This is a genomic window from Gordonia marina (assembly GCF_052036135.1).
In the GTDB taxonomy this organism is placed as follows: domain Bacteria; phylum Actinomycetota; class Actinomycetes; order Mycobacteriales; family Mycobacteriaceae; genus Gordonia.
On the sequence record NZ_JBPSDN010000008.1, the window covers coordinates 89,357 to 115,907 of the forward strand.

General features: G+C 71.5%; 23 protein-coding genes. 13 read left to right on the forward strand and 10 right to left on the reverse strand.

Translation table 11 applies throughout. From position 1 onward, the window contains the following. Window positions 1-27 precede the first annotated feature (27 nt). The 4 genes from ACSEEN_RS06925 (at window position 28) to eno (ending at window position 5,295) form a co-directional block, all read left to right on the forward strand. Window positions 28-840: a metallophosphoesterase gene (locus tag ACSEEN_RS06925; RefSeq protein ID WP_298441849.1), complete on the forward strand. Its 813-nt coding sequence runs from the start codon at window positions 28-30 to the stop codon at window positions 838-840. 131 nt (window positions 841-971) lie between these two features. Further along, the gene (locus tag ACSEEN_RS06930; protein ID WP_440712741.1) at window positions 972-2,540 is read left to right on the forward strand and encodes a MutS-related protein; all 1,569 of its coding nucleotides are present in this window, start codon (window positions 972-974) and stop codon (window positions 2,538-2,540) included. Continuing rightward, window positions 2,534-4,036, forward strand: coding sequence for a MutS-related protein (locus ACSEEN_RS06935; protein ID WP_440712742.1), 1,503 nt, complete (start codon window positions 2,534-2,536; stop codon window positions 4,034-4,036). The genes ACSEEN_RS06930 and ACSEEN_RS06935 overlap by 7 nt, the downstream gene beginning before the upstream one ends. Further along, on the forward strand, window positions 4,027-5,295 hold the full coding sequence (eno, locus tag ACSEEN_RS06940) for a phosphopyruvate hydratase (protein ID WP_440712743.1): 1,269 nt from the start codon (window positions 4,027-4,029) through the stop codon (window positions 5,293-5,295). The genes ACSEEN_RS06935 and eno overlap by 10 nt, the downstream gene beginning before the upstream one ends. Before the next feature lie 13 nt (window positions 5,296-5,308). Here eno and ACSEEN_RS06945 read toward each other — a convergent pair whose 3' ends face one another. Genes ACSEEN_RS06945 through ACSEEN_RS06955 form a run of 3 tightly spaced genes read right to left on the reverse strand, consistent with a single transcriptional unit; the run spans window position 5,309 to window position 8,802 of the window. After that, on the reverse strand, window positions 5,309-5,908 hold the full coding sequence (locus ACSEEN_RS06945) for a short chain dehydrogenase (protein WP_298441861.1): 600 nt from the start codon (window positions 5,906-5,908) through the stop codon (window positions 5,309-5,311). 5 nt (window positions 5,909-5,913) lie between these two features. Continuing rightward, on the reverse strand, window positions 5,914-7,272 hold the full coding sequence (locus ACSEEN_RS06950; protein WP_440712744.1) for an aspartate aminotransferase family protein: 1,359 nt from the start codon (window positions 7,270-7,272) through the stop codon (window positions 5,914-5,916). Between the two features lie 33 nt (window positions 7,273-7,305). Then, window positions 7,306-8,802 (reverse strand): CoA-acylating methylmalonate-semialdehyde dehydrogenase, encoded by a 1,497-nt coding sequence (locus ACSEEN_RS06955; protein ID WP_440712745.1) that lies wholly within the window; start codon window positions 8,800-8,802, stop codon window positions 7,306-7,308. 118 nt (window positions 8,803-8,920) lie between these two features. Here ACSEEN_RS06955 and ACSEEN_RS06960 point away from each other — a divergent pair, with 118 nt between their 5' ends. The 8 genes from ACSEEN_RS06960 (at window position 8,921) to ACSEEN_RS06995 (ending at window position 17,662) form a co-directional block, all read left to right on the forward strand. Then, on the forward strand, window positions 8,921-10,528 hold the full coding sequence (locus ACSEEN_RS06960) for a PucR family transcriptional regulator (RefSeq protein ID WP_440712746.1): 1,608 nt from the start codon (window positions 8,921-8,923) through the stop codon (window positions 10,526-10,528). Window positions 10,529-10,569: 41 nt separating this feature from the next. Further along, complete coding sequence (locus tag ACSEEN_RS06965; RefSeq protein WP_440712747.1) at window positions 10,570-11,271, forward strand: GntR family transcriptional regulator; 702 nt, start codon at window positions 10,570-10,572, stop codon at window positions 11,269-11,271. A gap of 118 nt (window positions 11,272-11,389) precedes the next feature. Next, window positions 11,390-12,670: an FAD-dependent oxidoreductase gene (locus tag ACSEEN_RS06970; RefSeq protein ID WP_440712748.1), complete on the forward strand. Its 1,281-nt coding sequence runs from the start codon at window positions 11,390-11,392 to the stop codon at window positions 12,668-12,670. 80 nt (window positions 12,671-12,750) lie between these two features. Continuing rightward, a complete protein-coding gene (locus tag ACSEEN_RS06975; RefSeq protein ID WP_440712749.1) occupies window positions 12,751-13,647 on the forward strand; it encodes a dihydrodipicolinate synthase family protein in 897 nt (298 codons plus the stop codon). A 13-nt stretch (window positions 13,648-13,660) separates the two neighbouring features. After that, the gene (locus ACSEEN_RS06980; RefSeq protein ID WP_371308529.1) at window positions 13,661-14,725 is read left to right on the forward strand and encodes a proline racemase family protein; all 1,065 of its coding nucleotides are present in this window, start codon (window positions 13,661-13,663) and stop codon (window positions 14,723-14,725) included. Between the two features lie 44 nt (window positions 14,726-14,769). Further along, window positions 14,770-16,146, forward strand: a complete 1,377-nt coding sequence (locus ACSEEN_RS06985) for an NAD-dependent succinate-semialdehyde dehydrogenase (RefSeq protein WP_440712750.1) — start codon at window positions 14,770-14,772, stop codon at window positions 16,144-16,146. A gap of 23 nt (window positions 16,147-16,169) precedes the next feature. After that, window positions 16,170-16,928, forward strand: coding sequence for an SDR family NAD(P)-dependent oxidoreductase (locus tag ACSEEN_RS06990; protein WP_298444247.1), 759 nt, complete (start codon window positions 16,170-16,172; stop codon window positions 16,926-16,928). After that, window positions 16,928-17,662, forward strand: coding sequence for an SDR family NAD(P)-dependent oxidoreductase (locus tag ACSEEN_RS06995; protein WP_440712751.1), 735 nt, complete (start codon window positions 16,928-16,930; stop codon window positions 17,660-17,662). Before ACSEEN_RS06990 ends, ACSEEN_RS06995 begins: the two co-directional genes overlap by 1 nt. A 5-nt stretch (window positions 17,663-17,667) precedes the next feature. On the opposite strand, the gene ACSEEN_RS07000 is transcribed toward ACSEEN_RS06995, so the two are convergent. From ACSEEN_RS07000 to ACSEEN_RS07020, 5 genes are all read right to left on the reverse strand, one after another. Next, on the reverse strand, window positions 17,668-18,864 hold the full coding sequence (locus tag ACSEEN_RS07000; protein ID WP_440712752.1) for a CynX/NimT family MFS transporter: 1,197 nt from the start codon (window positions 18,862-18,864) through the stop codon (window positions 17,668-17,670). Continuing rightward, entirely contained in the window at window positions 18,861-19,538 is a 678-nt protein-coding gene (locus ACSEEN_RS07005; RefSeq protein ID WP_298444242.1) for a FadR/GntR family transcriptional regulator, read from the reverse strand. Before ACSEEN_RS07005 ends, ACSEEN_RS07000 begins: the two co-directional genes overlap by 4 nt. An 87-nt stretch (window positions 19,539-19,625) precedes the next feature. Further along, entirely contained in the window at window positions 19,626-21,497 is a 1,872-nt protein-coding gene (locus ACSEEN_RS07010) for an APC family permease (RefSeq protein WP_298444240.1), read from the reverse strand. A gap of 167 nt (window positions 21,498-21,664) precedes the next feature. After that, window positions 21,665-23,536 (reverse strand): putative nucleotidyltransferase substrate binding domain-containing protein, encoded by a 1,872-nt coding sequence (locus ACSEEN_RS07015; protein WP_371308534.1) that lies wholly within the window; start codon window positions 23,534-23,536, stop codon window positions 21,665-21,667. A 26-nt stretch (window positions 23,537-23,562) separates the two neighbouring features. Further along, complete coding sequence (locus ACSEEN_RS07020) at window positions 23,563-24,132, reverse strand: peroxidase-related enzyme (protein WP_247866117.1); 570 nt, start codon at window positions 24,130-24,132, stop codon at window positions 23,563-23,565. Between the two features lie 112 nt (window positions 24,133-24,244). Here ACSEEN_RS07020 and ACSEEN_RS07025 point away from each other — a divergent pair, with 112 nt between their 5' ends. After that, on the forward strand, window positions 24,245-24,973 hold the full coding sequence (locus ACSEEN_RS07025) for a hypothetical protein (RefSeq protein WP_247866119.1): 729 nt from the start codon (window positions 24,245-24,247) through the stop codon (window positions 24,971-24,973). On the opposite strand, the gene ACSEEN_RS07030 is transcribed toward ACSEEN_RS07025, so the two are convergent. Next, on the reverse strand, window positions 24,934-25,908 hold the full coding sequence (locus ACSEEN_RS07030) for a DMT family transporter (RefSeq protein WP_440712753.1): 975 nt from the start codon (window positions 25,906-25,908) through the stop codon (window positions 24,934-24,936). The two genes, ACSEEN_RS07025 and ACSEEN_RS07030, sit on opposite strands and share 40 nt — an antisense overlap. Next, a complete protein-coding gene (locus ACSEEN_RS07035; RefSeq protein ID WP_298444965.1) occupies window positions 25,905-26,480 on the reverse strand; it encodes a TetR/AcrR family transcriptional regulator in 576 nt (191 codons plus the stop codon). The genes ACSEEN_RS07030 and ACSEEN_RS07035 overlap by 4 nt, the downstream gene beginning before the upstream one ends. Window positions 26,481-26,551: the final 71 nt, after the last annotated feature.

The window sequence follows — 26,551 nt, forward strand, 5'->3', positions numbered from 1 at the left end:
GGCCGGGTGAACTAGCATCGAACAATCATGCGGATCGCGGTCATCGGGGATATCGGGGGACATCTCGACGAGCTGTGCGCCGAACTGCGGATCCTCGGCGTGGAGCGCGAGGGATGGCTGCCCGACGATCTCGCGGTGGTCCAAGTGGGTGACCTGGTGCACCGGGGACCCGAGTCGGACGCCGTGGTGGAACTGGTCGGCACCTACCTGGACAACAATCCCGGGCGGTGGATCCAGCTGATCGGCAACCACGAGGCGCTGTACCTGCGGACGCCGGAATTCCACTGGCCGGACCAGATCGGGAAGGCGGCCGCCAAGGCCCTGCGGAAGTGGTGGAAGCAGGGGAAGCTGGTCGGCGCCGCGGCGATCGTCACGGCCGACGAGTCGTTCCTGGTGACGCACGCGGGCCTGACGGCGGGGTTCTGGTCGGCCATCCTCGGCGCGCCCGGCACGCCGGGCGAGGCGGCGGCCCGGCTGAACCGGCTGGCTCGTTCGGGCGACGCGGCGTTCTTCACCTCCGGCCTGATGCTGACCGGCCGCGCCAACCCCTACGCAGGTCCGATCTGGGCGGAGTCGAGCCGCGAACTGATCCCGGGCTGGGCCGACGCCATCATGCCGTTCAGCCAGATCCACGGACACTCCGGACTGGTCGACTGGCAGAGTTCGGACGCCTCGGTGCCCGCGCCCGGCGCGGTGATCATGTCCGCGGACTTCTACGGGAAGCACTCGACGGTGTGGGTCGCCGGGAACCGGATCGTGGGCATCGACCCGGGGCACGGTCCGGAGGCGGTGAAGCCGTGGCGGTCGTTCGTGGTGGAGGGCTACCTCGACGCTGAGTGACACCGGCGAACCGGTCGGCGTACTCTCGAATCGGGCAATGGATCCTGCCCGGGGCCGCGGAGCCCGCGCGCCGCGTTCCCCGAACCGCCGCACGGCTGATGGTTCCTTTCACGACAGTGAAGGGAACCCCCGTGACCGAGCCATCCCCCGAATTCTCCGTCCTCTTCAGCACCTGGCCCCGGCCGCTGACCGCCGCACCGGACTATTTCCGCGACCTGAACCTGGACGCGGTCGCGCGCCGCCTGGTCCGGCCGGGTGACCCCGGACCGCAGGCCGGATACTTCGCGACACTCACCGACGCGGAGACCGTCGCCCTGCGGCAGGCGGTGTTCCGGGACCTGGACGACGACCCGTCGCTCACCACCGCGATCGACCGGTTCTGCGGGACCATGGACGCCGTGCGTGCCCTCGCCGTTCTCGCGGCCCGGGCCGAGAGCCGGTGGGAACGTGTGGGCCGGAACCTGCAGCTCTGCGAGGTCTATCTGACGGCCGTCGACGACCTGGCCGGGGCACTGCGAGACGCCGATCTGCGGTCGCCGGTGCTGTGCGCTCTCGGTGGCTACCTGACCGACCTCACCGGTGGTCCCGGCGTGCGGCGACTCCGGTCCCGGCTGGACGAGGCCTCCCGCGTCCGGGGCCGGCTCCGCTACGGGATCTTCCTCAAACGCGACACCGTGACGGTCCGGCGTACCGCCGGCGACGCCGGGTACCTCGACGACGTCCGGAACGTGCTGCGCTGCTTCATCGACGAGCAGGTGGTGCACGACGCGCCGCCGCCCGTCGCGTCGCTGCGGCCGCTGAACCACGTGCAGCGGGAGATCCTCGACCGGGTGGCACCGCTCTTCCATGATGAGATGGCGCTGCTCGCCGACGTCGCCGGAGAGGCGGACGGTCTGGTCGACGACACGGTGATCCGGGTCGATCAAGAATTCCGCTTCTACCTGCGCTACCGCGAGCTGCTCGCCGAATTGTCCGCGGCCGGATTCCCCTGCTGTCTGCCCTCGCCGGCGGAGCCCGGCGAGGGCGTCGGCGTCACCGCCGGGTACGACGTGGCGCTGGCGTTGGCCCGGATCGACGACGCAGATCCGGCGGCGGCCGCGGCACCGGCCGACGCGGTGGTCACCAACGACGTGGCGCTGACGCCGCCGGAACGAGTGCTGGTGGTCTCCGGACCCAATCAGGGTGGGAAGACGACCTTCGCGCGGATGGTCGGGCAGTTGCACCATCTCGCGGCGATCGGGGTGCCCGTCCCCGGCACGTGTGCGCGGCTCGAGCTGCCCGATGCGATCTACACGCACTTCGAGCGCGAGGAGATCCCGGCCGGCGGGCCGGGGAAGCTGGGCGACGAACTGCTGCGCGTGCAGGCGATCCTGAAGCGGGTCACCGCAGCGAGCGTGGTGATCCTGAACGAGACCTTCGGTTCCACCTCGCTCGCCGACGCGCGTGGCCTGGGGCGGGTGGTGCTCGCGGAGCTGACCGCCGTCGGCGCGCTGACCGTGTACGTCACCTTCGTCGACGAGTTGTCCCGGCTGAGCCCGGCGACGGTGAGCCTGGTCAGCTCGGTCGACCCGGCCGATCCGGTCCGCCGCACCTTCCGGATCGAGCGGCGGAGCGCCGACGGCCGCGCGTACGCGCAGGTGCTCGCCGAACACTATGGGCTCTCCGCCGACGGTGTCCGCGCGCAGGTGCGGTCATGTTAGTCGGCCTGCGCGACCCGGTCCGCGACACCGATCCGCGCGCCGGCGACACCCGCCCGCCGGGGCCGATCCTCGCGGACCTGGGGCTGGGGCCGGTGGTCTCGGTGGCCGCGGAGGGCGACGATTTCGTCAACGAGACCGTGGTCCGCGCCCTGTTCGAGATGACGACCGACCCGGCGGTGATCGACTATCGGCAGGCCGCGTTGCGGGACGCCGCGGCCAACGCCGACGCGGTCGCCGAACTGTACGCACTGGCCGGTAGCACCGCGGAGGGCCTGCGCAGGCACGTCCTCGGCGGGCACGGGTGGGCCATCCCGGAACGGTCGATCAGCCGGTCCCTCGCGGTGCTGCACGATCTCACCGAGTTCCTGCGCCGGCTCGCGGAGATCATCGAGCGTCGCCGTGGCGGATTCACCTCCGCCGCCTTCCGCGGATTCTTCACGCGCTGCGAGCCGTTCCTGGACGACGGCTACCTCCGCGACACCGAGCGGCTGCTCGACGATCTGGAGTTCCCGCAGGGACTGCTCCTGGACTGCGGCCTCGGACCCGGCCTGGCCGGCGCCGGCTATCGGGCCCGGCGCGAGGAGCGGCGCCGGCTGTTCGAGCGCCGCCACGCCGATCACGCGTCCACCTTCGCGATCGCGCCGCACGACACCGCGGGCGCCAAATTCGTCGCCGAACTGCGCGGGGACGGGCTGCGCGACGTCGCGGGTGTGCTGATCGACGCCGTCGACGGCCTGGCGCGCTTCGTCGCCACCCTGCGCACCGAGCTCGCCTGCTATCTGGGCGGCATCCGCATCTGGCGGGCGCTGGGGGCCGCCGGCGGCGTGGTCTGTCTGCCCCGATCGGCGCCGCCCGGCAGCGGTGTCCGGCACGCCCGCGGTCTGTGCGATCCGGGGCTGGTGCTGCGTGGCGGTGGGCCGGTGGTCGGGAGCGACCTGGAAGCCGACGACCGCCCGCTGGTCGTGATCACCGGGGCCAACCAGGGCGGCAAGTCGACGTTCCTGCGGGCACTCGGCGCGGCTCAGCTCATGATGCAGGCCGGATTCCCGGTCGCCGCACTCGACTTCTCCGCTTCCGCCGCCACCGTGCTGCGCACCCACTTCCCCCGCGAGGAGGACACCGCGATGAGCCGCGGAAAGTTCGACGATGAACTCGCCCGCATGCGGGCCATCGTGGCCGGGCTGCGGACGGGTGGACTGCTGCTGTGCAACGAGTCGTTCGCCTCGACCAACGAGCGCGAGGGGTCGCAGGTCGCCGAGGGCGTGGTGACCGGGCTGCTCGACGCCGGGGTGGACGTCGCGTACGTGACCCACATGTACGAACTCGCTCACAGCCTGCGGCGCCGTGACGACGCGGTGTTCCTGCGGCCCGAGCGGACGGACGACGGCGGCCGCACGTTCCGGCTGGGTCCGGGGGACCCGCAGCCCACCAGCTACGCCGCCGACCTGTACCGCCGGATCTTCGGCACCGGTCTCGAGGAGCCGGCATGGCACTGACGATCCGGAGTGTGCGCGCGGTGGAGATCCTGGACTCCCGAGCGCGGCCGACGCTGTCGGTGTCCCTGGAGATCGCCGGCGGCGCGGTGGTGCGCGCCGGAGTGCCCGCCGGGACGTCGACCGGCGCCCGCGAGGCCGTCGAACTGCGCGACGGTGATCCCCGGCGGTACGGCGGTCAGGGTGTGCTGCGGGCGGTCGCCGCGATCAACGGGGAGATCGACGCCGCGCTCGCCGGGCGCAGCTTCATTTCCCTCGCGGCGTTCGACGACGCGCTGATCGCACTGGACGGCACGCCGGACAAATCCCGGCTCGGTGCGAACTCCCTGGTCGGAGTGTCGATAGCGGCCGCGCGCGGTTTCGCCGCGGCCACCGGTACCGCCCTCTGGCAGGCGTTCGTCGGTCGGCTCGACTTCCCGCGTTTCCCCGTGCCGCACTTCAACATCCTGAGCGGCGGGGTGCAGGCCCTCACCGCGCTCGACTTCCAGGAGTGCATGATCGCGCCGGTCGGTGCGCCGACGATCGCGGAGGCCGTGCGGGCCGGCGCGGAGATCTATGCCGCGCTGCGGTCCCTCCTGCACGGCCGCGGCCTGGTCGCCGCGCTCGGCGACGAAGGCGGGTTCGCTCCCGAACTGAGACAGCCCGAGGCGGCGCTCGAACTGCTCGTGGACGCGATCGCGGCCGCCGGGTATCACCCCGGCCTCGAAGGGGTCGCGATCGCCGTCGATGCGGCCGCGACCCGATTCTTCGCCGCCGGTACCTACACGATCGCCGGTGAGCCGCACAGCAGCGACGACCTGATCGCCCGGTACTCCGAGATGGTCGGCCGCTTCCCGATCCGGCTCATCGAGGACGGACTCGCCGACACCGACTGGGCCGGCTGGGAACGGCTGACCGCCGCCCTCGGCGACCGGGTGGAACTGGCCGGCGACGATCTCTTCTGCACGAACCCGTCGACCATCGCGCTGGCCGTCGATCGGGGGATCGCCAACGCGGTGCTGATCAAGCCCAACCAGATCGGGACCGTCAGTGAGACCCTGCACGCGATGCGGATCTGCCGCGACGCCGGGTACCGCCGGTTCGTGGCGCACCGGTCCGGAGAGACGCCCGACGCGTTCATCGCCGACCTCGCCGTCGGCACCGGAACGGGACGGCTGAAGGCGGGTGCCCCGGCCCGCGGTGAACGTGTCGCCAAGTACGACCGGCTGTTGCAGATCGCCGCAGGCGATGCCGGTTGCGGCCTCACCTACGGTCTGCGGTGAGGCCGCACGCCGGTCAGCCGACCGGGAACACCCGGCCGGTCATGATGCCCTCGACCGACTTCACGAACGCGGTCGCGGCGGCCGCGGCCGGGACCGGCTCGAACCCCGGGAAGAAGTCGCCGTAGGCGTCGAGGGCCTCGGTGATGACCGTGGGACTGACCGCGTTGATGCGGATCCCGCGCGGGAGTTCGAGTGCGGCGGCGGTGACGAAGGCCTCCAGGCCACCGTTGATCGCGGTCGCGATCGAGCCGGTGGCGATGGGCTCGCGGGCCAGTACGCCGGTGATCAGGGTGATCGACCCGCCGTCGGTGATCCGGTGCTGGGCGGACAGGACCAGGTTGATCTGGCCGCCGAGTTTGTCGCCGAAACCGGCGGCGAAGTCGGCCGGGGTCGCGTCGGGCAGCGCCACGAAGGGGTTGCCGCCGGCCGCGCAGACCACCGCGTCGACCGGGCCGACGGCGTCGAACAACGCCTCGATGGACGACGGATCGGTGAGGTCGACGGAGGGCTCGGTGGACCGGGAGACGGCGACGACGTCGTGCCCGCGCGCCGCCAGGGCCGCGACGACGGCCGAACCGATGGTGCCGGAGGCGCCGATGGTGAGGATCTTCATGGTGGTCACAGGCTCCTGTCCGCCTCGGTGAGGGCGTCGTCGATGATGGCGAGACCGGTGCGGGCCTCGTCGTCGCTCACGGTGCACGGCGGGACGACGTGCACGCGGTTGAAGTTGGCGAAGGGCAGCAGCCCGTTCGCCTTGCATGCGCCGAGGACGGCGGCCATGGCCGGCGAGGTGCCACCGTAGGGCGCCAGCGGCTCGCGGGTCGTCCGGTCGCGGACGAGTTCGATCGCCCAGAAGACGCCGGCGCCGCGGACCTCGCCGACGCTCGGGTGGCGCTCGGCGATCTGTGCCAGCGCGGGACCGATGATCTCGGCGCCCACGCGGGCGGCGTTCTCCACGATGCCTTCCTCGCGCATCGCGGTGATGGTGGCGACCGCGGCGGCCGTCGCGAGGGGATGGCCGGAATAGGTGAGGCCGCCGGGGTAGACGCGCTCGCCGAAGGTGCGGGCGATCGGGTCGCTGATGATCACGCCGCCGAGCGGCACGTACCCGGAGTTCACGCCCTTGGCGAAGGTGATCAGGTCGGGCACCACGTCGCCCAGTTCGAAGGCGAACCACCGGCCGGCCCGGCCGAAGCCGGCCATCACCTCGTCGGCGATCAGCACGATGCCGTACCGGTCGCAGAGGTCGCGGACGCCCCGCAGGTACCCGGGCGGCGGGATCATGATGCCCGCGGTACCCGGGATCGACTCCAGCAGGATCGCCGCGATCTGGTCGGGGCCCTCCATCTTGACGGTCTCCTCGAGATGATCGAGGGCGCGGGCACACTCCTCCTGCTCGGTGGTCGCGTGGAAGCGCGAGCGGTACAGGAACGGACCGAAGAAGTGCACCACGCCGGCGTCGCCGTAGTCGTTGGCCCAGCGGCGCGGGTCGCCGGTGAGGTTCACCGCGGTGTCGGTGCCGCCGTGGTACGACCGGTAGCGGGTCAGCACCTTGCGGCGCCCGGTGTGCAGGCGCGCCATCCGCACCGCGTGCTCGTTGGCGTCGGCGCCGCCGTTGGTGAAGAACACCTTCTCGAAGCCGTCGGGCGCCAGCTCGGTGATCAGCCGCGCGGCTTCCGAGCGGGCGTCGTTGACGTGCTGCGGTGCGACGGTGCAGAGCTTCTGCGCCTGCGCGGCGATGGCGGCCGTGACCTTCGGATGCTGGTGGCCGATGTTGGTGTTGACCAGCTGTGAGGAGAAGTCGAGGAGCCGGTTGCCCTCGCCGTCCCAGACGTAGCTGCCCTCGGCGGCGGTGATCACCATCGGGGTGAGCTTGTCCTGCGCCGACCACGAGTGGAAGACGTGCTTGCGGTCGAGGTCGTAGGCGCGGCGGCCGGCCTCCAGGTCGAGGTCCGGGGCGGTGAGTCCTGCGGTCATGACGGGTTCCGTTCTGATCGGATGCGTGTCGGGTCAGGCGTTCTGCGGGAAGCCCAGGTTGAGGCCGCCGTGCGAAGGATCCAGCCAGCGGGTGGTGACGGCCTTGGTGCGGGTGAAGAAGGTGACGCCCTGGGTGCCGTGCGCGTGGAGGTCGCCGAACAGCGAGGCCTTCCAGCCGCCGAAGCTGTAGTACGACATCGGGACCGGGATCGGCACGTTGATCCCCACCATGCCGACCTCCACCTCGACCTCGAAGCGGCGGGCCGCCCCGCCGTCGTTGGTGAAGATCGCCGTGCCGTTGCCGTACGGGCTGGCGTTGATCAGGGTCAGCGCTTCGTCGTACGACGGGACGCGCACCACCGACAGCACCGGGCCGAAGATCTCGTCGGTGTAGATCGACATGTCCGGCGTGACGTGGTCGATCAGGGTGGGGCCGAGCCAGAAGCCGTCGGCCAGGTCGCCGCTGTGGGCCAGGGTGCGGCCGTCGAGCACCAGGGTGGCGCCGGCGGCCTCGCCGGCGTCGACGTACGACGCGACCTTGTCGCGATGGGCCTTGGTGACCAGCGGCCCCATGTCGGCGCCGGTGGTGCCGTCGCCGGTGTTCAGGGTGCGGGTGCGCTCGGCGATCTTGGCGACCAGCTCGTCGGCGATGTCGCCGACGGCCACGCAGACGGAGATGGCCATGCAGCGCTCGCCCGCCGAGCCGAAACCGGCGTTGACCATCGCGTCGGCCGCCAGGTCGAGGTCGGCGTCGGGCAGGACGATCGCGTGGTTCTTGGCGCCGCCGAGCGCCTGCACCCGCTTGCCCGCGGCGGTCGCCGTGGCGTAGACATACTGGGCGATCGGGGTGGAGCCGACGAAGCTGATCGCCTTCACGGTCGGGTTGGTCAGCAGTTCGTCGACGGCGGTCTTGTCGCCCTGCAGGACGTTGAAGACGCCGTCGGGCAGGCCGGCTTCCTTCCACAGCTGCGCCATCCACAGCGCGGCCGACGGGTCCTTCTCGCTGGGCTTGAGGACCACGGTGTTCCCGGCGGCGATCGCGATGGGGAAGAACCACATCGGCACCATCGCCGGAAAGTTGAACGGGCTGATGACGCCCACCACGCCGAGGGGCTGCTGCACCGAGTGGACGTCGACGCCGGTCGAGGCGTTCTCGGTGTAGCCGCCCTTGAGCAGGCTGGGGATGCCGCACGCGAACTCCACGACCTCCTGGCCGCGGCCCACCTCGCCGAGCGCATCGGAGAGCACCTTCCCGTGCTCGCGCGTGATGATCTCGGCCAGCTCGCTCTTGCGCTGGTTGAGCAGTTCGCGGAAGGCGAAGAGCACGGCGGTGCGCTTGGTGATTGAGGTGTCGCGCCATGCCGGGAGCGCCGCCGCGGCGGCGTCGATCACCGCGCGGGCGTCGTCGACCGAGGCCAGCGCCACCCGTCCGGTCACCGCGCCGGTGGCCGGATTGGTCACCGGGGCGGTCTCCGGCGACTCGCCGGTGAACGGTGCGCCGGCGCGCCAGTGGCTGATGGTCGGGGTCATGGGTTCTCCTCGGGACGCGGGGGGACGGTCGGTTGCTGAGATCCAGTCTGCGTCTTGTCTGACAATCTTCGGTCAGTCATAGTGTCGGAGAATCACGTGATTTGACTACACTTTGTCCATGCCGATGACCGTCGCCGAGATCGTCGGGCTCGACGTGGTGCAGCGCGCGGACCCGGAGGTGCTGGGCGGTGCCGGGCTCGACCGGTCGGTGCGCTGGCTGCACGTCAGCGACGTCGCCGACCTGTCGAGTCTGTTGGAGGGCGGCGAGCTGGTGCTGACCACCGGCGACGCGCTGCGCCGTTCCCCGGAGACCTACCTGAGCGTGCTGACCGCCGCCGGTGCGGTCGGGGTGCTGGCCGAGGTGCTCGACGCCGGACCGGACGTGACCGCGCGCATCGCGGCGGCGGCCGCGGCCGTCGGCACGCCGGTGATCCTGCTGCGGAGGTTCATCCGATTCGTCGAGGTGACCGAGACGGTGCACCGCGCACTGGTCGCCGAGCACTACGACGAGATCGAATTCGGCAGGCGCACGCACGAGACGTTCACCCGGCTGACGCTCGGCCGGGCCGCTCCGGCGGAGATCACCGCGGCCGCGGCCGCGCTGCTCGACCGCCCGGTGGTGCTGGAGAACCTGCTGCACCAGGCGGTCGCCTCGTCGGGCGGCGAGCCGTCGGACCTGCTGCGCGACTGGGAACGAAGATCCCGCCGCTTCGATCCGGCCGCGCCGCGCGAGAACTGGGTGGCGGTCGAGGTGGGGCAGGGCGAGGACCAGTGGGCCCGGCTGGTCGCGATCGACCCTCCGGTGGCCCGCGCCGGACCGGTGCTGGAGCGGGCGGCCCAGGCGCTGGTGATGCACCGCATGGCCGAGCGGGGCCGGGTCGATCTGGAACGCCACGCGCAATCCGGACTGATCGACGACGTCCTCGCCGGCCGGGCCCGCGACGAGGAAGGGGTGGCGGCGCGGGCGGCGGCGCTCGGGCTCCGGCCCGGCGCCGCCTACCTGCCGATGGTGGTGGCGATCGCGGACTGGGCGGCGCAGCCGGACCCGGTGGACGCCCAGCGTGAAGCGGGCCGGCTCCACGAGGTGATCGACCGGGCGGTGCGGTCCGCGGGCCACACGGCGGTCTTCGCGTCCGCCGACGAGGGCCGGGTCGCGATGGTGCTGGCACCGCGGACGCCGGGCGGCCGCGATCCCGTCGAGGCCGCCGAGACGCTCGCGCGCGCGTTGCGCCGGGACATCGCCCGGGCGCACGGGGCGCGGCACACGGTGGTCGGTGTCGGTACCGCCGCGGAGCGGCTGATCCCGGCGATCACCGGGCTGGCCGGAGCCGCGCACGTCGCGGAGGTCGCCGCGCGGATGCCGCGCGGCGAGAAGGCGTCGTACGGGCTGGGGGACATCCGCGTCCGCGGGCTGCTGGTGCAGCTGCGCGACGACCCCCGGGCGGTCCGGTTCGCCGAATCTCAGGTGCGGGCGCTGCGGCTCGATGACATCGAGCGCGGCGGCGGGCTGGTGGAGGTGCTGCGGGCGTTCCTCGACGAGGCGGGCAACAAGTCGGCGGTGGCGCAGCGCCTGCACATCAGCCGCTCGGCCCTGTACGCCAAGCTCGCCCGGATCGCGGAACTGCTCGGCGCGGACCTCGACGACGGCGAGACGCGGACGTCGTTGCACGTGGCGCTGCTGATCCTGGAGGCGGCCCGTCCCGGCATGTCGAACGCGGAAGGGTAGATTGTAAGGCGATCTACCGGGCCTGGCGAGAGGGGGGACCGATGAGTGCGTCGTCGACGCCGCGCGGTGTCGCGGGCCTGGAGCCGGTGGCCAACCCGACCCGGCGCGATGCGGTGATCAACGAGATCAAACGCGGCATCGTTCTCGGCACGATCCGGCCGGGGGGGCGGCTGACGGAGTCGTCGCTCAGCGAGGCGCTGCGGGTGAGTCGTCCGACGGTGCGTGAGGCGCTGAACCGGATCGCCCAGGAGGGGCTGCTGGTGCAGCAGCCGTACCGCGGTCTGCGTGTCGCCGAGCTCGACACCCGGGAGATCCTGGACGTCGCGCACGTCCGGGTGGCGCTCGACATGCAGGCGATGACCGAGGTGCTGGCGGATGAGACCGGCGCGAAGATGGAGGCCATCCGCCGGGCGTGGGAGGAGTACCGTCCGCTCGCGGTCAATCAGGATCCGATGGTCCAGCACGAGTCGCACGTGGCCTTCCACCGCCGTATCTGGGAGGCCGCGGGCAACACCTTCCTGATGAGCCTGTGGCCGACGACCGAAGCGCACATCACCATCTGCCTCGCGCACGACCAGGCGGCCCGGCACGACCCCGAGCGTGCTCTGCGGGTGCATCGCGAGCTGATGGAGGCTTTCGAGACCGGCGATCTCGACACGGTGCACGCGGCGCTCGTCGCGCACACCGTCGACAGTGCCGAGCAGTTGATCGCGCTGATCGAGCAGCGCGAATCGGGCGCCTGAGCCCGGTCCGCAGCTGCGTCGTTGACAGAACCTTCCGTGGCGCATTAGTGTCCCGCATCACTGCTGATTGTCTTACAATCGGTTCATCGTGATCAGTGAGATGTGAGGGGGCCGACCCATGAAGGTGGTCGTCGTCGGCGGTGGGGTCGTGGGCCTCACCAGCGCGTATCGTCTTGCCGCCGCGGGCTGTGAGGTGACGCTGCTGGATGCCGGTCGGCTCGGCGCCGCGGCCAGCCACGGGAACGCGGCGAAGATGGCCTACGCGGAGAGCGGGCCGGTGCCGGCACCGGGAGTCCTGCTGCAAGGCATCCGCTGGATGCTCAAACGCGACAGTCCCCTCGCGGTCCGGCCGTCGCTGGCGCCCGGCTTCGTGAAGTTCATGCTGTCGATGGCCCGGCACTGCAACGAGGCCGACTTCACCCGCGGCCTGGAACTGCACCTGCGACTCGCCGACGACGCCAACGACCTGCTCGACGACTACGTCCGCGACGGTGTCGACTTCGAGATGCACAGCGCGGGTGTCCTGCTGGCCTTCGAGACCCGCGACCGTTTCGCCGAGCAGTGCGCGTCGTTGCCGCTCCTGGAGGAGTTCGGCATGCCCGGCCGCAAGCTCGACCGGACCGGGATCGACGAGGTGGAGCCGGTGCTCGCCGAACGGATCCGCTACGGCCTCTACTTCACCCGGGACCGGCAGATCGAGCCCGACTCGCTGACCCGCGGCCTCACCGCCCGCTGCCGCGCCCTCGGGGTCGACATCCGGGAGAACACCGCCGTCGCCCGTTTCGAGCGGTCCGGGCACACCGTCACCGCCGTCGTCACGAACCACGGTGAATCGATCGCGCTGGACGAACTGGTGCTGGCGGCCGGCGTGTGGAGCGGCCCGCTGAGCAAGCAACTCGGGGTGCCGCTGCCGATCCACCCGGGCAAGGGGTACAGCATCGACTACCGCCCGGCGCCGGTGCGGCTGACCACCTCGCTCACCCTGGAGGACGCCCGCGTCGCGGTCACGCCGCTGAACGGCATGCTCCGGCTCGCGGGCACCATGGAGTTCGGGCGCTTCAACGACCACGTCGACCCGGTGCGTGTCGAGGCGATCCGCCGGGCCGCACGGGAGAATCTCGTCGGCTGGGGCGACCCTGCCGGGGAGGCCGCGCCGTGGGCCGGCCTGCGCCCGATGACGCCCGACGGCCTCCCGATCATCGGGCGCTTCGGCGGCCTGGCCAACGCGTGCGTCGCCTCCGGCCACGGGATGCTTGGCCTCACGCTGGCCCCGGCCACCGCCGAGATCGTCACCGATCTCGTCACCGGCCGCACCGGCGGTCTGCCGGCCGATGTCCTCACCGCCGTCTCCCCGGACCGCTTCCGGCGCCGACGACCCGGCGCACACGTCGCCGCCTGAGACCTCCACGACGACCCCATGACGGTCGAGGTCCCGACCCCGCTCGACCGACATCCACCCCACCGACATAAGGAAACCCCGTGTCCCAGCAGTTCACCGGCGTCCTCGCCGCCGTCGTCACCCCGATGAACGACGATCTCTCGATCGACGAGAAGGGCGTCGCCGCCCAGGTCGATCACATCCTCTCCGGCGGCTGCGCGGGTGTGGTCCCCGGCGGGAGCACCGGCGAGTTCACCACGCTGACCACCGCCGAGCGCAAGCGCGTCAACGAGCTCTACATCGAGGCCGCCCGCGGCCGCGGCGCGGTGGTGGCCGGCACCGGTGCGCTCAGCACCGCCGAGACGATCGACCTGACCCGGCACGCCGCCGACGCCGGCGCCGACGCGGTCATGGTGGTCCCGCCGTTCTACGGCGACATGGACTGGGCCGGACTGCTCGCCCACTACGGCGCGATCTCGGACGCCGTCGACATCCCGATCATGTACTACAACATCCCGGCCGCCACCGGCGTCGACCTCACCCCCGAGCAGTTCGCCGAGCTCGGCCGCACCACCAACGTGACCTGCTACAAGGACACCGGCGGCGACGCCACCAAGCTCACCCAGGTCTTCGAGAACCACGCCGACGACATCACCGTCATCAACGGGTGGGACACGCTGACCTTCTACGGTCTGTCGCTCGGTGCCAAGGCATCGGTGTGGGGCACCGCGAGCGTCATCCCCGGGCTGTGCGCCCAGCTGTACGACACTCTCGCCGTCCAGGGCGACCTCGCCCGCGGCCGCGAACTCTGGACCACGATCTTCCCGATCTGCGAGTTCCTGGAAGCCCACAACTACCCGGCCGGGATCAAGGCCGGGACGGAACTGGTCGGTGTCGGCGCCGGTCCGGCCCGCCCGCCGGTGCGGCCGCTCGCGCCGCAGTACCGCGCCGAATTCGCCGGCCTGCTCCGCGCCGCGGGCGTCGACGTCGTCGAGTGAGGAGCGCAGCGCCGTGTCCCGCAAGCTGATTCACGCGATCGACGTGCACGCCGCCGGCGAAGCCGGCCGGGTGATCATCGGCAGTTCCCTGCTGGTCAAGGGCGACACCATGGCCGAGCGGCTCGCGTACTGCACCGAGCATCTGGACGACTTCCGCAAGCTCCTGCTGAGGGAGCCGCGGGGCTACCCGGGGCTGTGCGGGGCGCTGGTGCTCCCGCCGATCGAGCCCGGCAGCGCCTTCGGCATGGTGGTGCTGGAACAGGGCGGCTTCACCCCGATGTCCGGCAGCAACACCATCTGCGCGGTGACCGCACTGGTGGAGACCGGCGCCATCGAGGTGACCGAGCCGGTCACGCGGCTGAGCTTCGACACCGCGGCGGGCACCGTGCACGCCCGCGCCGAGATCACCGGCGGCCGGGTGACCGGCGTGACCTTCGACAACGTGCCGGCCTTCGCGGTCGCCCTCGACCTTCCGCTGGAACTGCCCGAGTACGGCACCGTCCCGGTCGACATCGTCTTCGGCGGACAGTTCTTCGTCCAGGCCCGGGCCGCCGACCTAGGCGTCGAGTTGCGCCCGGAGGCCGCCAAAGACCTCGCGCGGGCCGGATCGGTGCTGCGGACCGTCGCCCAGCGCGACGTTCCGGTGCGGCATCCGAGCCAGCCCGGCATCGACCGGATCGGGCTGGTGATGCTGCACGGCCCGGCGGACATCGACGGCGAGTACACCGGACGCAACACCGTCGTGCTGCCCAACGGAGTGGTCGACCTCGACGATGAGAAGACCTGGACCGGTGTGCTCGACCGTTCGCCGTGCGGCACCGGCACGTGCGGCCGGATGGCCGCCAAACACGCCCGCGGCGAGCTGCCGGTGGGCGCGGACTTCGTCCACCAGAGCCTGCTGGGCACCACCTTCACCGGAACGCTGCGGGGCACCACACAGGTCGGCGATCACCCGGCCGTGCTGCCGAGCATCCGCGGGCGCGGCTGGATCACCGGATTCAACCAGTACGTGCTCGACGACGACGACCCCTTCCCGGCCGGCTACACCGTCGGCGACATCTGGGGCACGGCCGGCTGACGGCCGCGTCCCGCTTCGACCACGACCCAGGAGGTCCCCCGAAAATGGCACGGTATCGAGTGCAGAACCCGGCGACCGGGCAGGTCGTCGAGACCTTCGACGCGGATTCCGACGAACGGATCGACCGCGCGATCACCGACGCGGACACCGCCTACCGCGAATGGCGGCAGCGGAGCATCCAGGAGCGGGCGGGCATCGTGCGCCGGGTCGCCGAACTGTTCACCGAACGGAAGACCGGCCTCGCGCGGATCATCACCGAGGAGATGGGCAAGTCGCTCGGGGAGGCCGTCGAGGAGGTCGAGTTCGCGGCGTCGATCATCGACTACTACGCGGTGTACGGGCCGAGCCTGGCCACCGACGTCGAGATCCCCAGCACCGTTCCGGGAAAGGCCGTCATCGAGCGTCGCCCGGTGGGCCCGCTCCTGGGCGTGATGCCCTGGAACTTCCCCTACTACCAGGTGGCGCGGTTCGCCGCCCCGAACCTCGTCCTAGGCAACACCGTCCTGCTCAAGCACGCCGACATCTGCCCGCGGTCGTCGCAGGCCATCCAGGCGATCATGGAAGAGGCGGGCGTGCCGGCCGGCGCGTACACCAACCTGTACGCCACCCACGACCAGATCGCGACGATCATCGCCGACCCCCGCGTCCAGGGCGTCTCCCTGACCGGATCGGAGCGGGCCGGGGCGATCATCGGCGAGCAGGCCGGCCGCCACCTCAAGAAGGCCGTCCTGGAACTCGGCGGCAACGATCCGATGGTCGTGCTGTCCGCCGACGACGTGGCCGCGGTCGCCAAGGACGGCTGGGACTTCCGCGTCTACAACGGCGGTCAGGTCTGCAACAGCAACAAGCGGATGATCGTCATGGACGACATCTACGACGAGTTCGTCGCCGAGCTCGCCGCGCTGGCCGACGGACTCGTCCCCGGCGATCCGCTCGACATGCCGGAGCGGTCGTACGGGCCGCTGTCCTCACGCGCCGCGGCCGAGCAGGTGGACGAGCAGGTGCGCCGCGCCGTCGCCGAAGGCGCCACGCTGGTGGCCGGCGGGGTCCTGGCCGACGACGACAGCGCCTACTTCTCGCCCGCCGTCCTCACCGACGTCAGCCGGGAGTCGTCGATCTTCGGCGAGGAGATATTCGGGCCGGTCGCGGTGGTCGTCAAGGTGTCGAGCGACGAGGAGGCGCTCGAGGTCGCGAACGACACGGCGTTCGGGCTCGGCGGCTGCGTGTTCGCCGCCGACGAGGCGCGCGCCGTGGCGGTCGCCTCCCGGCTCGAGGTCGGTATGACGCACGTGAACATCGTCGCCGCGGAGGCCGCCGAACTGCCCTTCGGCGGGGTCAAGCGATCCGGGTTCGGTCGTGAGATGGGACCGCTGGGGATGGACGAGTTCGTCAACAAGCGATTCTTCTTCGTCGCGAAGTGACCGGTCAGCGGAAGGCATCGACGATGACTGAGCGATTCGACGGCCGGGTCGCCGTGGTCACCGGCGGAGGCGGCGGTATCGGCCGCGCGATCTGCGAACGACTGACGGCGGAGGGTGCGCACGTCATCGTGGTGGACGTCGACGAGAAGGCCGCGCGGACCACCGCGCGCGGGCTACTCGCCAGGGACCAGCGCGCCGAAGCCTTCGCCGTCGACCTCACCGACGCGGCGGCGGCGTCCGCGCTGGTCGACACGGTGATCGACCGGTACGGGCGCCTCGACGTGCTCGTCAACAATGCGGGCATCAATCGCCGCGGAGCGCTGCTCGACATCACCCCCGAGGACTGGGCGGCCAGTTTCGCGGTCAACGTCGACGCGATGGTGCACTTGTGCCGGGCCGCGCTGCCGCACATGATCGCCGCGGGCGGCGGCGCGATCGTCAACACCGCCTCCCAGTGGGGTCTGCACCCGGCGCCCGCGCATGTCGCGTACAACGTCTCCAAGGCGGCCGTGGTGGCGCTGACCAAGAACCTGGCGCGCGACTACGCACCGGACAAGGTGCGGGTGAACGCGGTGTGCCCGGGCGAGATCCTGACCCCGATGGTCGAGGCGGGACTGGCCCGGACCGGCCGCACCGTCGCCGACCTCGACGCGCTGGTCCCGTTCGGACGGGTCGGCAGGCCCGACGAGGTGGCCGCCCTGGTGGCCTTCCTCGCTTCCGACGAGGCGCCGTACATCTGCGGCGCCGTCGTCGAGATCACCGGTGCGCAGGCCGTGTCGTGATGCTGGCCGGCACGACGCTGCTGATCACCGGCGGCTCGCGGGGGATCGGCGCGGCGACCGCGCGGGCCGCGCACCGTGAGGGCGCGACCGTCGTCATCCACTACGGCTCCCAGGCCGCGGCCGCGCGGCGGCTCGCGGATGAACTCGGCGAGCGCGCACTGGTGGTCGGCGGCGACCTGACCGACCCCGCCGAGACCGAACGGATCTGGGCCGAGGCGGTGGAACTGGCCGGCGGCATCGACGTGCTGGTGAACAACGCCGGCGCGTGGATCGCCTCGCCGCTCGACGACGACGGCGCCTGGCACTCCGGGTGGGCGACCGCTCTCGCGCTCAACCTCACCGCCGCGGCGGACCTCTCGCGCCGGGCGATCCAGCACTTCCGCACGCGCGGCGGCGGCATCATCGTCAACCTGGCCAGCCGCTCGTCGCACCGCGGCGACGACGCCGATCACCTCGCCTACGGCGCGGCCAAGGGCGGCCTGCTCGCTCTCTCGCGCGGCATCGCCCGGGGCTTCGCCGGCGAGAACATCCTCGCCTACGCCGTCGCCCCGAGCTGGGTCGCGACAGAACTCGCCGCCGACGGCCTCGACGAGGAGGCGGCCGCCGCCCTGCCGATGGGCGAGCCGGTCCCGCCGGCCGAGGTCGCCGAGACCATCGTCTTCCTCGCGTCCGGCCGGGCCCGGCACGCCACCGGCGCGACCATCGACATCACCGGCGCCGACTACGTGCGCTGACCGCGTCAGTCGGTCATCGCGACGTCGCGTCCGGCGACCGCCGCACCCCACGCCTGACTGGCCAGCGCGAGGGCGATCACCAGGAAGGCCAGATGCCACGAACCGGTGAGGTCGTAGACCGCGCCGAGCAGGAACGGGCCGGCCGCGGCGAGCAGGTAGCCGACGGTCTGCGACATCCCGGACACCTGATTGGTCTGCTCCGTCGAATTGCTGCGGCGGACCATCAGCAGCAGACACAGACCGAGGGTGGACGCCGGGCCGGAGAGGAACAGGATGCACCAGAAGACGGTGCCGCCGCCGGTCAGCAGCAGCCCGGCCAGTCCGGCGACGCTGAGCGAGGTGATGAGGAGACCGATCGCCCGCTGATCGGAGAAGCGCCCGGCGATGATCGGGGTGATCAGCGAACCGAATACGGCGACCAACTGGCCGGCCGCCAGAATCGCGCCGGCCTGGGTCCGCGAGTAGCCGAGGTCGGCCAGGTACGCCGGGAGCCAGGCCGCGAAGGTGTAGAAGACGAACGACTGTGAGCCCATCAGCAGGGTGATGGCCCAGGCGATCTTGTTGCGCCACAGGGGTTTCGGCCGGACGTATCGCCCGGTACTGAGGCGGCTGAGCTGGGGAGTCCAGACCACGGCGGCGATCAGTACCGGCACGGCCCACACGGCGAGCGTCAGCCGCCAATCACCGCCGACGGCGTCGTCGATCGGCACCGTGAACGCCGCGGCGGCGGCCGCGCCCCCGGACACGGTCATCGAGTAGAGGCCGGTCATCAGCCCGGCGTGCCCGGCGAAGTCGCGCCTGACCAGGCCCGGCAGCACCACATTGCAGACGCCGATGGCCGCGGCGGCGAGGACGGTACCGGCGAAGAGCGGCGCCGCGGCGGGCACCCACCGCAGGAGGATGCCGCCGATCAGGACGAGCAGGGCGGCGAAGACCGTGCGTTCGATGCCGAATCGCGCGGCCAGCCACGGCGCGCCCGGCGCGACCAGTCCGAAGATCATGAGCGGCAGGGTGGTCAGCAGCCCGGCGACGGCACCGGAGAACCCGGTGTCGTGCTGGATGTCGCCGATGAGGGGCGCCACCGCGACCACCGCGGGACGCAGATTCGCCGCCACCAGGAGTACACCCACGGCCGCGACGATGAGGGCGGCCGTGCCGCGGCGGGCGGCGCGGCGGTCGTCGACCGTGAGCTGGGCGGTCACCGCGAGATCCCGGAGGCCGCGTCGTCGAGGTAGTCGTGGACGGCGAGACGCGCCGCCGCCGCATCGCCGGCGGCGAGCGCATCCAGCACCAGGTCGTGCCCGTCCGGCTGGGCGCGGTGGCCGTCGGTGGCGCGGGCCAGTGCCGGGTGATTGCGCCGGATCACCTCGATGATCCCGTCGTACAGGTCGGTGAGCAGGCGGTTGCCGGACAGGTCCACCAGCCGGCGGTGGAAGGCGATGTCGGCCTCGACGTGCCGGTCGAGGTCGTCGCGGGCCAGCGCGGCGACGGCTCCGCCGCGCAGTTCCCGAAGCTCGGTCAGGGCGGCGTCGTCGACCCGCAGGGCGGCGAGCGCCGCCGCCTCCGATTCGATGGCGCGCCGGGTGGAGAGCAGGTCCATCAGTTCGGACTCGGCCGCCGAGCGGGCGATCGCCTCGGTGAGGACGTTCCGGCTGCGCACATAGGTGCCGTCGCCGCGGCGGGGGACCAGCAGACCGGCGTGCTCCAGCGCCCGCACCGCCTCGCGCACCGTGTTGCGGCCGACGCCCAGTTGCTCGACCAGTTCGGGTTCCGCCGGGATCCGCGAACCCACCGGCCACGTGCCCTCCCGGATCCACTGGTGCATGCGATCGACGACGAGCGTGCTGGTCCGGGGCGGAACGGTGATCGGCTCCATTTAAAGATCCTAACATCCCATGTTTGTGCGCAGAGAAATTTCTCCTCCGCCGCATACCGAGGACGGCATACGGCGGAGGAGAAGATTTCAGGAGACGGCCTGCGCCTGGCTCGCGGCCGCGGCCTCCTCCAGCTCGGCATCGAGCAGGGTCCGCTGGACCACCTGATCCATCTCCCACGTGCGGTGTCCGACGCGGACCGCCCAGAGATAGGTCAGGACGCCGAGTATCACGACCACCACGATGTCGGTGCCGTAGCGGAAGATCGGCTGCGGCCCGGTGTCGCCGAAGTACGACAGGAACAGCGCGCCGATCAGGGCGACGAGCACCCAGAGGCCGGCGCCGATGAGCTTGCGGCCCTCGGCGTTGCTGATGGCCCACAGTGCGGCGAGGAACGCCACCACGAGGAGCAGGAACACCGGCAGATACACCGCGGCGCTCCAGTGCTTGACGTCGTAGCTCGCGGCGAACAGCCAGCCCGACTGGACGGCCACGACCACCCAGACGACGGTGAAGACCAGCGACAGGGCGCCGGACGCCGCGCGCGGGGTGAAGCCGGACTTCACCGACGAGTACGACGCGTAGATCGGCAGCCCGATGATCACCACGGTCATCACGTTCACCATGGTCATCCAGCCGGCCCAGAAGCACAGCAGCAGCGAGCAGACGTAGCCCGCGCAACCCCAGAAGGTGCTCGCCGGGACCTTGATCGGCCTCGGCAGTTCGGGCGCGCACCGGGCGAAGACCGCCATGCACGGCCCGGCTATCAGATAGTTGAGCACCAGGGCCGTCGAGACCATGCCGACGAACGTGTACCAGGACGGCACCGGCAGGAACATCAGGAAGCCCACCGCGGTGGTGATGGTCAGGGCCAGCCACGGCACGCCGAACCGGTTCATCTTCTGCACGTTCTGCGGCATCTCGTTGTTGACCGACATCGAGTACAGCGTGCGGCCGCCCAGGCCGACCCAGACCCAGCCGCAGGCCGCCGGGGACAGCACCGCGTCGGACAGCAGAACCAGGGCGAACCAGGAGAAGCCGGCCGCGGTCACCGCCGCGAGCAGCGGCTCCGAGGCCCACGGTGAGGTGAACAGCCCGGCCCAGTCGCCGCGGGCGACTTCGGCCTTGCTCCAGTCGATGGCCCCGATGAACGCGGTCTGCAGCAGCGTGTACAGGACCAGCGGGATCAGCAGGCCGCCGATCAGCATGGCCAGCGGGATGTTCCGCTTCGGGTTGATCACCTCGCCGCCGAAGTCGACGATCTGGCGGATGCCGACGTAGGCGAACACGATGCCGCCGCCGGAGACCGCGCCGAACACCGCGCCCCAGCCCATCGGGGCGAAGCCGCCGTGCTCGCTGAAGTTGGAGCTGTCGAAGGCGGTGAACATCAGGATCACCGTCAGCGCCGGGATCACCAGCTTCCAGATGGTGACCACCTTGTTCGACTCGGTGAGCAGCTTGGCGCCGAAGATGTTCAGCGCGAAGAAGATCAGCAGGACGACCCAGCCGGTGATGATGCCGGTCGGCCAGGCCAGCATGACCGGGCCGTCGCCGGACTGCTTGATCAGACCGAGATGCTTCCAGTGGCCGCCGACGTAGGTCAGCACGGCCTGCGTCTCGATCACCGGCAGCGCGATGACGGCGATCAGGTAGCCCCAGCCGTTGATCCACGACAGGAACCCGCCGTGCGTCATGCGCGGATACCGGACGCCGCCGCCGGAGCGCGGGAGCATGGTGCCCAGCTCCATCCACGAGATGCCGATGACGGCGAAGAACACCGCACCGAGCACCCACGCCACGATGGCCGCGGGCCCGGCGCGTGACACGGCCGCGAGCGTCGCCAGTAGCCAGCCGGAGCCGACCTGGATGCTGACGGCGAGGCCGATCAGGCTGAACAGTCCGATGGTGCGCTTGAGATGTTTGTCGGCCGCTTCGTATTCGACCTCGACGTCGATCGCCATCTCCCACTCCTTCACAGGAAAGACGAGGCGCCATTCACCTCGTCACGGCGCATCGGGGTCTCCCCGGCGATGCGTGTCTGTAATGTAGACCACCTCGTGAAGATTGTCAGACAAACCTGGGAGTAAGCCCGAATTGCGCCGAATGTGTGGATCTCGGTCGGGGTCGGTCAGCGCTCCGCGGGACGGGTCGCCCACGACTCGACCGGCAGGTACGACGACACCCGGTCCATGCGCCGCTGCACCGCGGTGATCTCCCGGACCGACTCGCCGATCACGCTGCGCTCGATCGGACTGAGGGTGCGCCGGTCGATCACGTCGGTCGGCGTCTCGCCGCGCACGATCTGCCCGAGCTGATGACGCAGCCGGATCCGCTCGAGGCTCTCGAAGATCTCGATGAGCCGCGTGGAGTCGTGCCGGCGGAGGATCTCCGAGCCGGCCGCGGCGGCCAGCCGGCGGGTGGTCCGCAGCTCGGTCGACTCGACGCCGAGCGCGGCCCAGCGGGCGATGTTCACGATCGGGAGCAGCGTGCGTTTCTTGATGTCGAAGGTGTCGCCCTTCCCGACCAGCGCGTCGCGGATGGAGCGGCCGCGCGCCCGATGCGAGAGGGACTCGGCCAGCAGCAGTTCCATGGTCCGGGGATGGCGGCGGAAGCCGCCGAAGACCCGGGTGACCTCGGGCAGTGCGAGGTCGCCCCAGATCGGCCGGCCGTCGACCAGGATCGAGGCCATGATGGTGGCCTTCTCCTCCTCCGGCGCGGTCAGCCACCGCCGCGCGGCGGCCCGCCACTGCGCGTTGGTGCGCGAGAACGGCGGGCGATGCGGCACCGCGCCGTGGCCGTCGACCCTGATCCCGGCCCGGACCAGCAGCTTCTCCACATCCGTGAAGGCCTCGCGGTAGACGTCGGCCGCTTCGTCGTCGATGTCGTTGCGGAAGGCGACGGCCGCGTCGATGTCGGAACTCGGGACGGCCTCGCGGCGGCCGTTGCTGCCCAGGGACAGCCAGGTGAAGGCGTCGGTGTCCAGGTCGGGGCGGCCGGCGAAGACGAGCGCGATCGCGCGCCGCACAACGGCGTCGACCACGGTGGAGTAGACCGCGATCACCCGCTCGGCGTCCATGCCGCGGTCGGCGAGGTCGGCGAGCATCTCCGGTGCCTGCCGGGCGCGGTCGACCAGCTGCTGCGCGGTCGGCGCCCGGCGGATCTGCTCGTGCAGGCTGACCCCCGCGGTGGTCGGCGAGACGACGAAATCGCTGGTGCCGACCACGCCCCGGAGGATGCCGCCGGGATCGGTGACGATCAGGTGGTCGTGCCCGCCGTCGAGCATCGCCAGCAGTGCCTCGGCGGCCGACTCGTCGGGCCGCACGGCGGGCGCCGGATGCACCATCAGGAGGTGCGCCGGGGTGTCGGGCGAGCGGCCCTCGGCGAGCAGACGTGCCCGCAGCAGGGTGTCGGTGAGCAGGCCGTAGGTGCCGTCGTCGGCGCTGATCACCGCGCACGACAGGCTCCGGCCGGTCATCGCGCGGGCCACCTCGTGCGCCGGCGTCGCGGCGTCGACCAGCAGCGGCGGCGACTCGATGAGGTCGTCCACGCGCAGGTACATCGGTGTGCTGGCGGTGATCCGGTACGCCCGGGTGCCGTCGAGCGCGAGGAAGCGTGCCCCGGCCGGGGAGGCGAAGGCGGGTTCGACGAGGGGCGCGGGGATCCGGGCCAGCGTGGTCGGCGTGTTCGCGACGATCCGCGGGCCGACCGGCTGCCCGGCGAGGTAGGCGGAGAATCCGAAGAGTCGTCCGCGCGAGCCCCGCTCGGTGGGCCCCTGCAGCAGCTTCTCGGGGTCGTTCCAGATCGCGACCTCGCCGTCGAGGACGGCCAGCAGGTCCGACGTCGTCTGCGCGAAGGCGTCGAGCACCACCTCCCCGGCCGCGAAGGTCTCGATACTCGCCGCATCGACGGCGCGCGCGAGCTGTTCGGCGCTGAGCGCGTCGAGCGGCGGGAAGGTGGCCAGGTCGGCGGCGAGGGCGGCGTCGTCGGGGGCGGTGGTCACTCCCTCTGTATAGCCGATCGCCGGGGTCAGCGGCCCATGCCGTAGAACTCCGTGTTCGGCCGCATCGAGGTCACGTTCGCCATCCGGTTGGAGAGGCCGAAGAACGACGAGATCGCGGCGATGTCCCAGGCGTCCTCCTCGTCGAGTCCGTGGCGGGCGAGGATCGCGAAGTCGTCGTCGTTCACCGCGTAGGCCTGCTGCGAGACCTTGAGGGCGAAGTCGAGCATCGCCTTCTGGCGGTCGGTGAGATCGGCCTTGCGGTAGTTGGTGGCGACCTGGTCGGCCAGCAGCGGGTTCTTCGCGCGGATCCGCAGGATCGCACCGTGCGCCACCACGCAGTACTGGCACTGGTTCGGTGCCGAGGTGGCGACGACGATCATCTCCCGCTCGGCCTTGGTGACGTTGCCGGGCTTGTCCATGATCGCGTCGTGGTAGGCGAAGAACGCGCGGAACTCGTCGGGGCGATGCGCGAGGGCCAGGAAGACGTTCGGGATGAAACCGGACTTCTCCTGGACGTCGAGGATGCGCGTGCGGATGTCGTCGGGCAGCTCGTCGAGCGTGGGGACGGGGAAGCGGCTGATCGGTGCGTCGGTCATGTTCACCGGTCTAGCCCCCGGGCGGGCGGTGCGTCAATCGTTCGGGCCGTGCGGGGCGGCGCGGCCGGGGGCGTAGCGTGAAAGCGGCGGTACGGACGGACGACGGAGAGCGGTGACGAGTCAACCCTGGTACACCAGTCCATTGGGGTGGCTCGCCGGACTCGGATCGAATCTCCCCGGATACGACACGGCCATCCGCCTGCCGATCGAGCCGCTGTTCGGGGCGTTGCGCGCGACGCTGATCGGGCGGCGGATCGAGACGACGCTCGGCGGAAGCCCGCTCGCGGTGGTGGTCAGCGACCTGGAAGCGTCCTTCGACCCGGTCAGCACGGCGTTCGGGCAGATCGACGATGTCCTGATCACCAGCGACGACATCGAGTTCGACGGGCTGCGGGCCCGCCGCGTCGAGGTGCGGCCGCGCAACGTGCACACGCGCCCCGGGTTCTCGCCCACGCTGGTCGCCGCGCCGCTCGACGTCCTCATCGAGGCCGACTGGAACCAGGTGCAGGCGCTGCTGCGGCGGCACCTCGGGCGGGTCGACGTGGAGCCGCTCGGCGGGCAGCGGGCACGGCTGCGGCCGACCGGTCATCGTTCCCGGCACGGTTGGCTGGACGTCGATCTTCAGGTGGTGAACGGGCGGGTGGAGCTGCATCCGGCCCATGCCGGCTGGGGCGAGAGCGGCCTGCGCCGCCGGCTGCGCGCGGTCCCGGCGATCCCGATTCCGACCGCGCTGGGCGACGCGGTGCGGATCGTGGATCTGGCGGTCGACCGGGACGCGGTCACCGTGGCGCTGCGCGTCGATCAGTGGTCGATCGGATACGGCAGGCTGCTGTCGTTCTGAGTTGCGGGGCGTAATGGTCTGTCGTTACGGGTCGGTCTGTCGTGCCGCGTCGGCCGGGGACGGCCGCGCGGGCTGACCAGGACCACCTGCGCGACCAGGAGCAGGGCCATCCCGGTCCACCCCGATGCGGCGAGGGTCTCGCCGAGCACCCCGACCGCCAGCACCGTCGCCACCGCCGGTTCGAGGAGCGTGAGGGTGGTGGCCGTCGTCGCGTCGATCCCGGCCAGGCCGCGGCTGAACAGGACGTACCCACCGAACATCGGGACCACGGCCAGGTAGGCGAGGACGGCCCACGACGACGGCGGGGCCGCGGCGAGCGACGCGCCGCCGGCGACGGCGCCCGCCGCGAGCACGACGCCGCCCCCGCCGAGGACGGCTCCGGCGGCCGCGCCACGCGAGATGTCGTGCGCCATCAGGCGGCGCATCGCCCACGAATAGCCCGCGTACGCGGCGCCCGCCGCGAGACCGAGGAGCACGCCCGCGACCACATTCCCGCCGGTGCCCGCGCTTCGTGACACACACAGCAGAGCGCAGCCCGCGACGCCGAGCGCGCAGGAGGCCGCCCATCGGCGGCTGATCGGCCGGGCGTCGGCGACGCGCTCGATCACCGCCGACGCCAGCGGGGCCGAGGCGAGCGAGACCACGGTGCCCAGCGCCACGCCGCCGACGTGCATCGACGTGTAGAAGGCGAGCGGATAGATCACGACGCACAGGGCGCCGAGGGCCGTGACGGAGAGCCGGTCGTGCAGGGCGCGGCGCTCCCGGCGCAGCGCGCCGGCGTTCACGACGGCCTGCAGGATGCCGCCGACGCCCATCGCGACCGCGCCGATCAGGAGCGGGCCGAGTGCGGGGGCGAACGCCGCGGCGGTGCCGGTGGTGCCCCAGAGGACCGCCGCGGCGACGGTCGCCAGCGCCGCGGCCCGAGAACCGTTCACCGGGCGTCGAGCAGGGACTCGGCGATCGCCCGGGCCCGGTGCAGCAGCCGCGGATCGCCCTCGAGGCCGGCCCGCGACATCGAGCCCTCCAGAAGGAAGGAGAGGTGTTCGGCGAGTTCGCCCGCGCGGCTCTCGCCGACGAGGCCGTCGAGGTGGCGGTTCAGGAGATGTTCGACGTGCTCCTTGTGGGCCCGGACGGCGGCCCGGCCGGGGCTGCTCGCGGGCAGTTCGGCGGCGGCGTTGAGCAGGCCGCAGCCCCGGAATCCGTGGTCGTAGGCCATCGACGCGTGATCGAGGTAGGCGTCGAAGACGGCGAGTACGCGCTCGCGCGGGGTCCGGGCGGCGGCGAGGCGAGCGTCGTAGAGGCGCAGCCATTCCTCGTGGCGCTCCTCCAGGTAGGCCGCGACCAGCTCGGCCTTCGACGAGAAGTTGTTGTAGAGGCTCATCTTGGCGACACCCGCCCGCGCGATGATCGTGTCGATCCCGGTGCTCGCGATGCCGTCGTCGTAGAAGCCGCGCGCCGCGGCGTCGAGAAGTCGCCGTCGTGCGGGGAGTCGGGCCGGTGGGGTCACGATCGCTCACTAGGTAGGTAGGTCTGTCTAGTCGACGATCGCAGGTGTGCTCCGTGCTGTCAACGCACGGG

Bases quoted from the DNA above. Each gene is read 5' to 3' on its own strand.
- ACSEEN_RS06990 (WP_298444247.1), top strand. From the start codon at position 16,170: ATGACTGAGCGATTCGACGGCCGGGTCGCCGTGGTCACCGGCGGAGGC.
- ACSEEN_RS06965 (WP_440712747.1), top strand. From the start codon at position 10,570: ATGAGTGCGTCGTCGACGCCGCGCGGTGTCGCGGGCCTGGAGCCGGTG.
- ACSEEN_RS06925 (WP_298441849.1), top strand. From the start codon at position 28: ATGCGGATCGCGGTCATCGGGGATATCGGGGGACATCTCGACGAGCTG.
- ACSEEN_RS06960 (WP_440712746.1), top strand. From the start codon at position 8,921: ATGCCGATGACCGTCGCCGAGATCGTCGGGCTCGACGTGGTGCAGCGC.
- ACSEEN_RS06955 (WP_440712745.1), bottom strand. From the start codon at position 8,802: ATGACCCCGACCATCAGCCACTGGCGCGCCGGCGCACCGTTCACCGGC.
- eno (WP_440712743.1), top strand. From the start codon at position 4,027: ATGGCACTGACGATCCGGAGTGTGCGCGCGGTGGAGATCCTGGACTCC.
- ACSEEN_RS06945 (WP_298441861.1), bottom strand. From the start codon at position 5,908: ATGAAGATCCTCACCATCGGCGCCTCCGGCACCATCGGTTCGGCCGTC.
- ACSEEN_RS07005 (WP_298444242.1), bottom strand. From the start codon at position 19,538: ATGGAGCCGATCACCGTTCCGCCCCGGACCAGCACGCTCGTCGTCGAT.
- ACSEEN_RS06970 (WP_440712748.1), top strand. From the start codon at position 11,390: ATGAAGGTGGTCGTCGTCGGCGGTGGGGTCGTGGGCCTCACCAGCGCG.
- ACSEEN_RS06935 (WP_440712742.1), top strand. From the start codon at position 2,534: ATGTTAGTCGGCCTGCGCGACCCGGTCCGCGACACCGATCCGCGCGCC.
- ACSEEN_RS06950 (WP_440712744.1), bottom strand. From the start codon at position 7,272: ATGACCGCAGGACTCACCGCCCCGGACCTCGACCTGGAGGCCGGCCGC.
- ACSEEN_RS06985 (WP_440712750.1), top strand. From the start codon at position 14,770: ATGGCACGGTATCGAGTGCAGAACCCGGCGACCGGGCAGGTCGTCGAG.
- ACSEEN_RS06995 (WP_440712751.1), top strand. From the start codon at position 16,928: ATGCTGGCCGGCACGACGCTGCTGATCACCGGCGGCTCGCGGGGGATC.
- ACSEEN_RS07010 (WP_298444240.1), bottom strand. From the start codon at position 21,497: ATGGCGATCGACGTCGAGGTCGAATACGAAGCGGCCGACAAACATCTC.
- ACSEEN_RS07020 (WP_247866117.1), bottom strand. From the start codon at position 24,132: ATGACCGACGCACCGATCAGCCGCTTCCCCGTCCCCACGCTCGACGAG.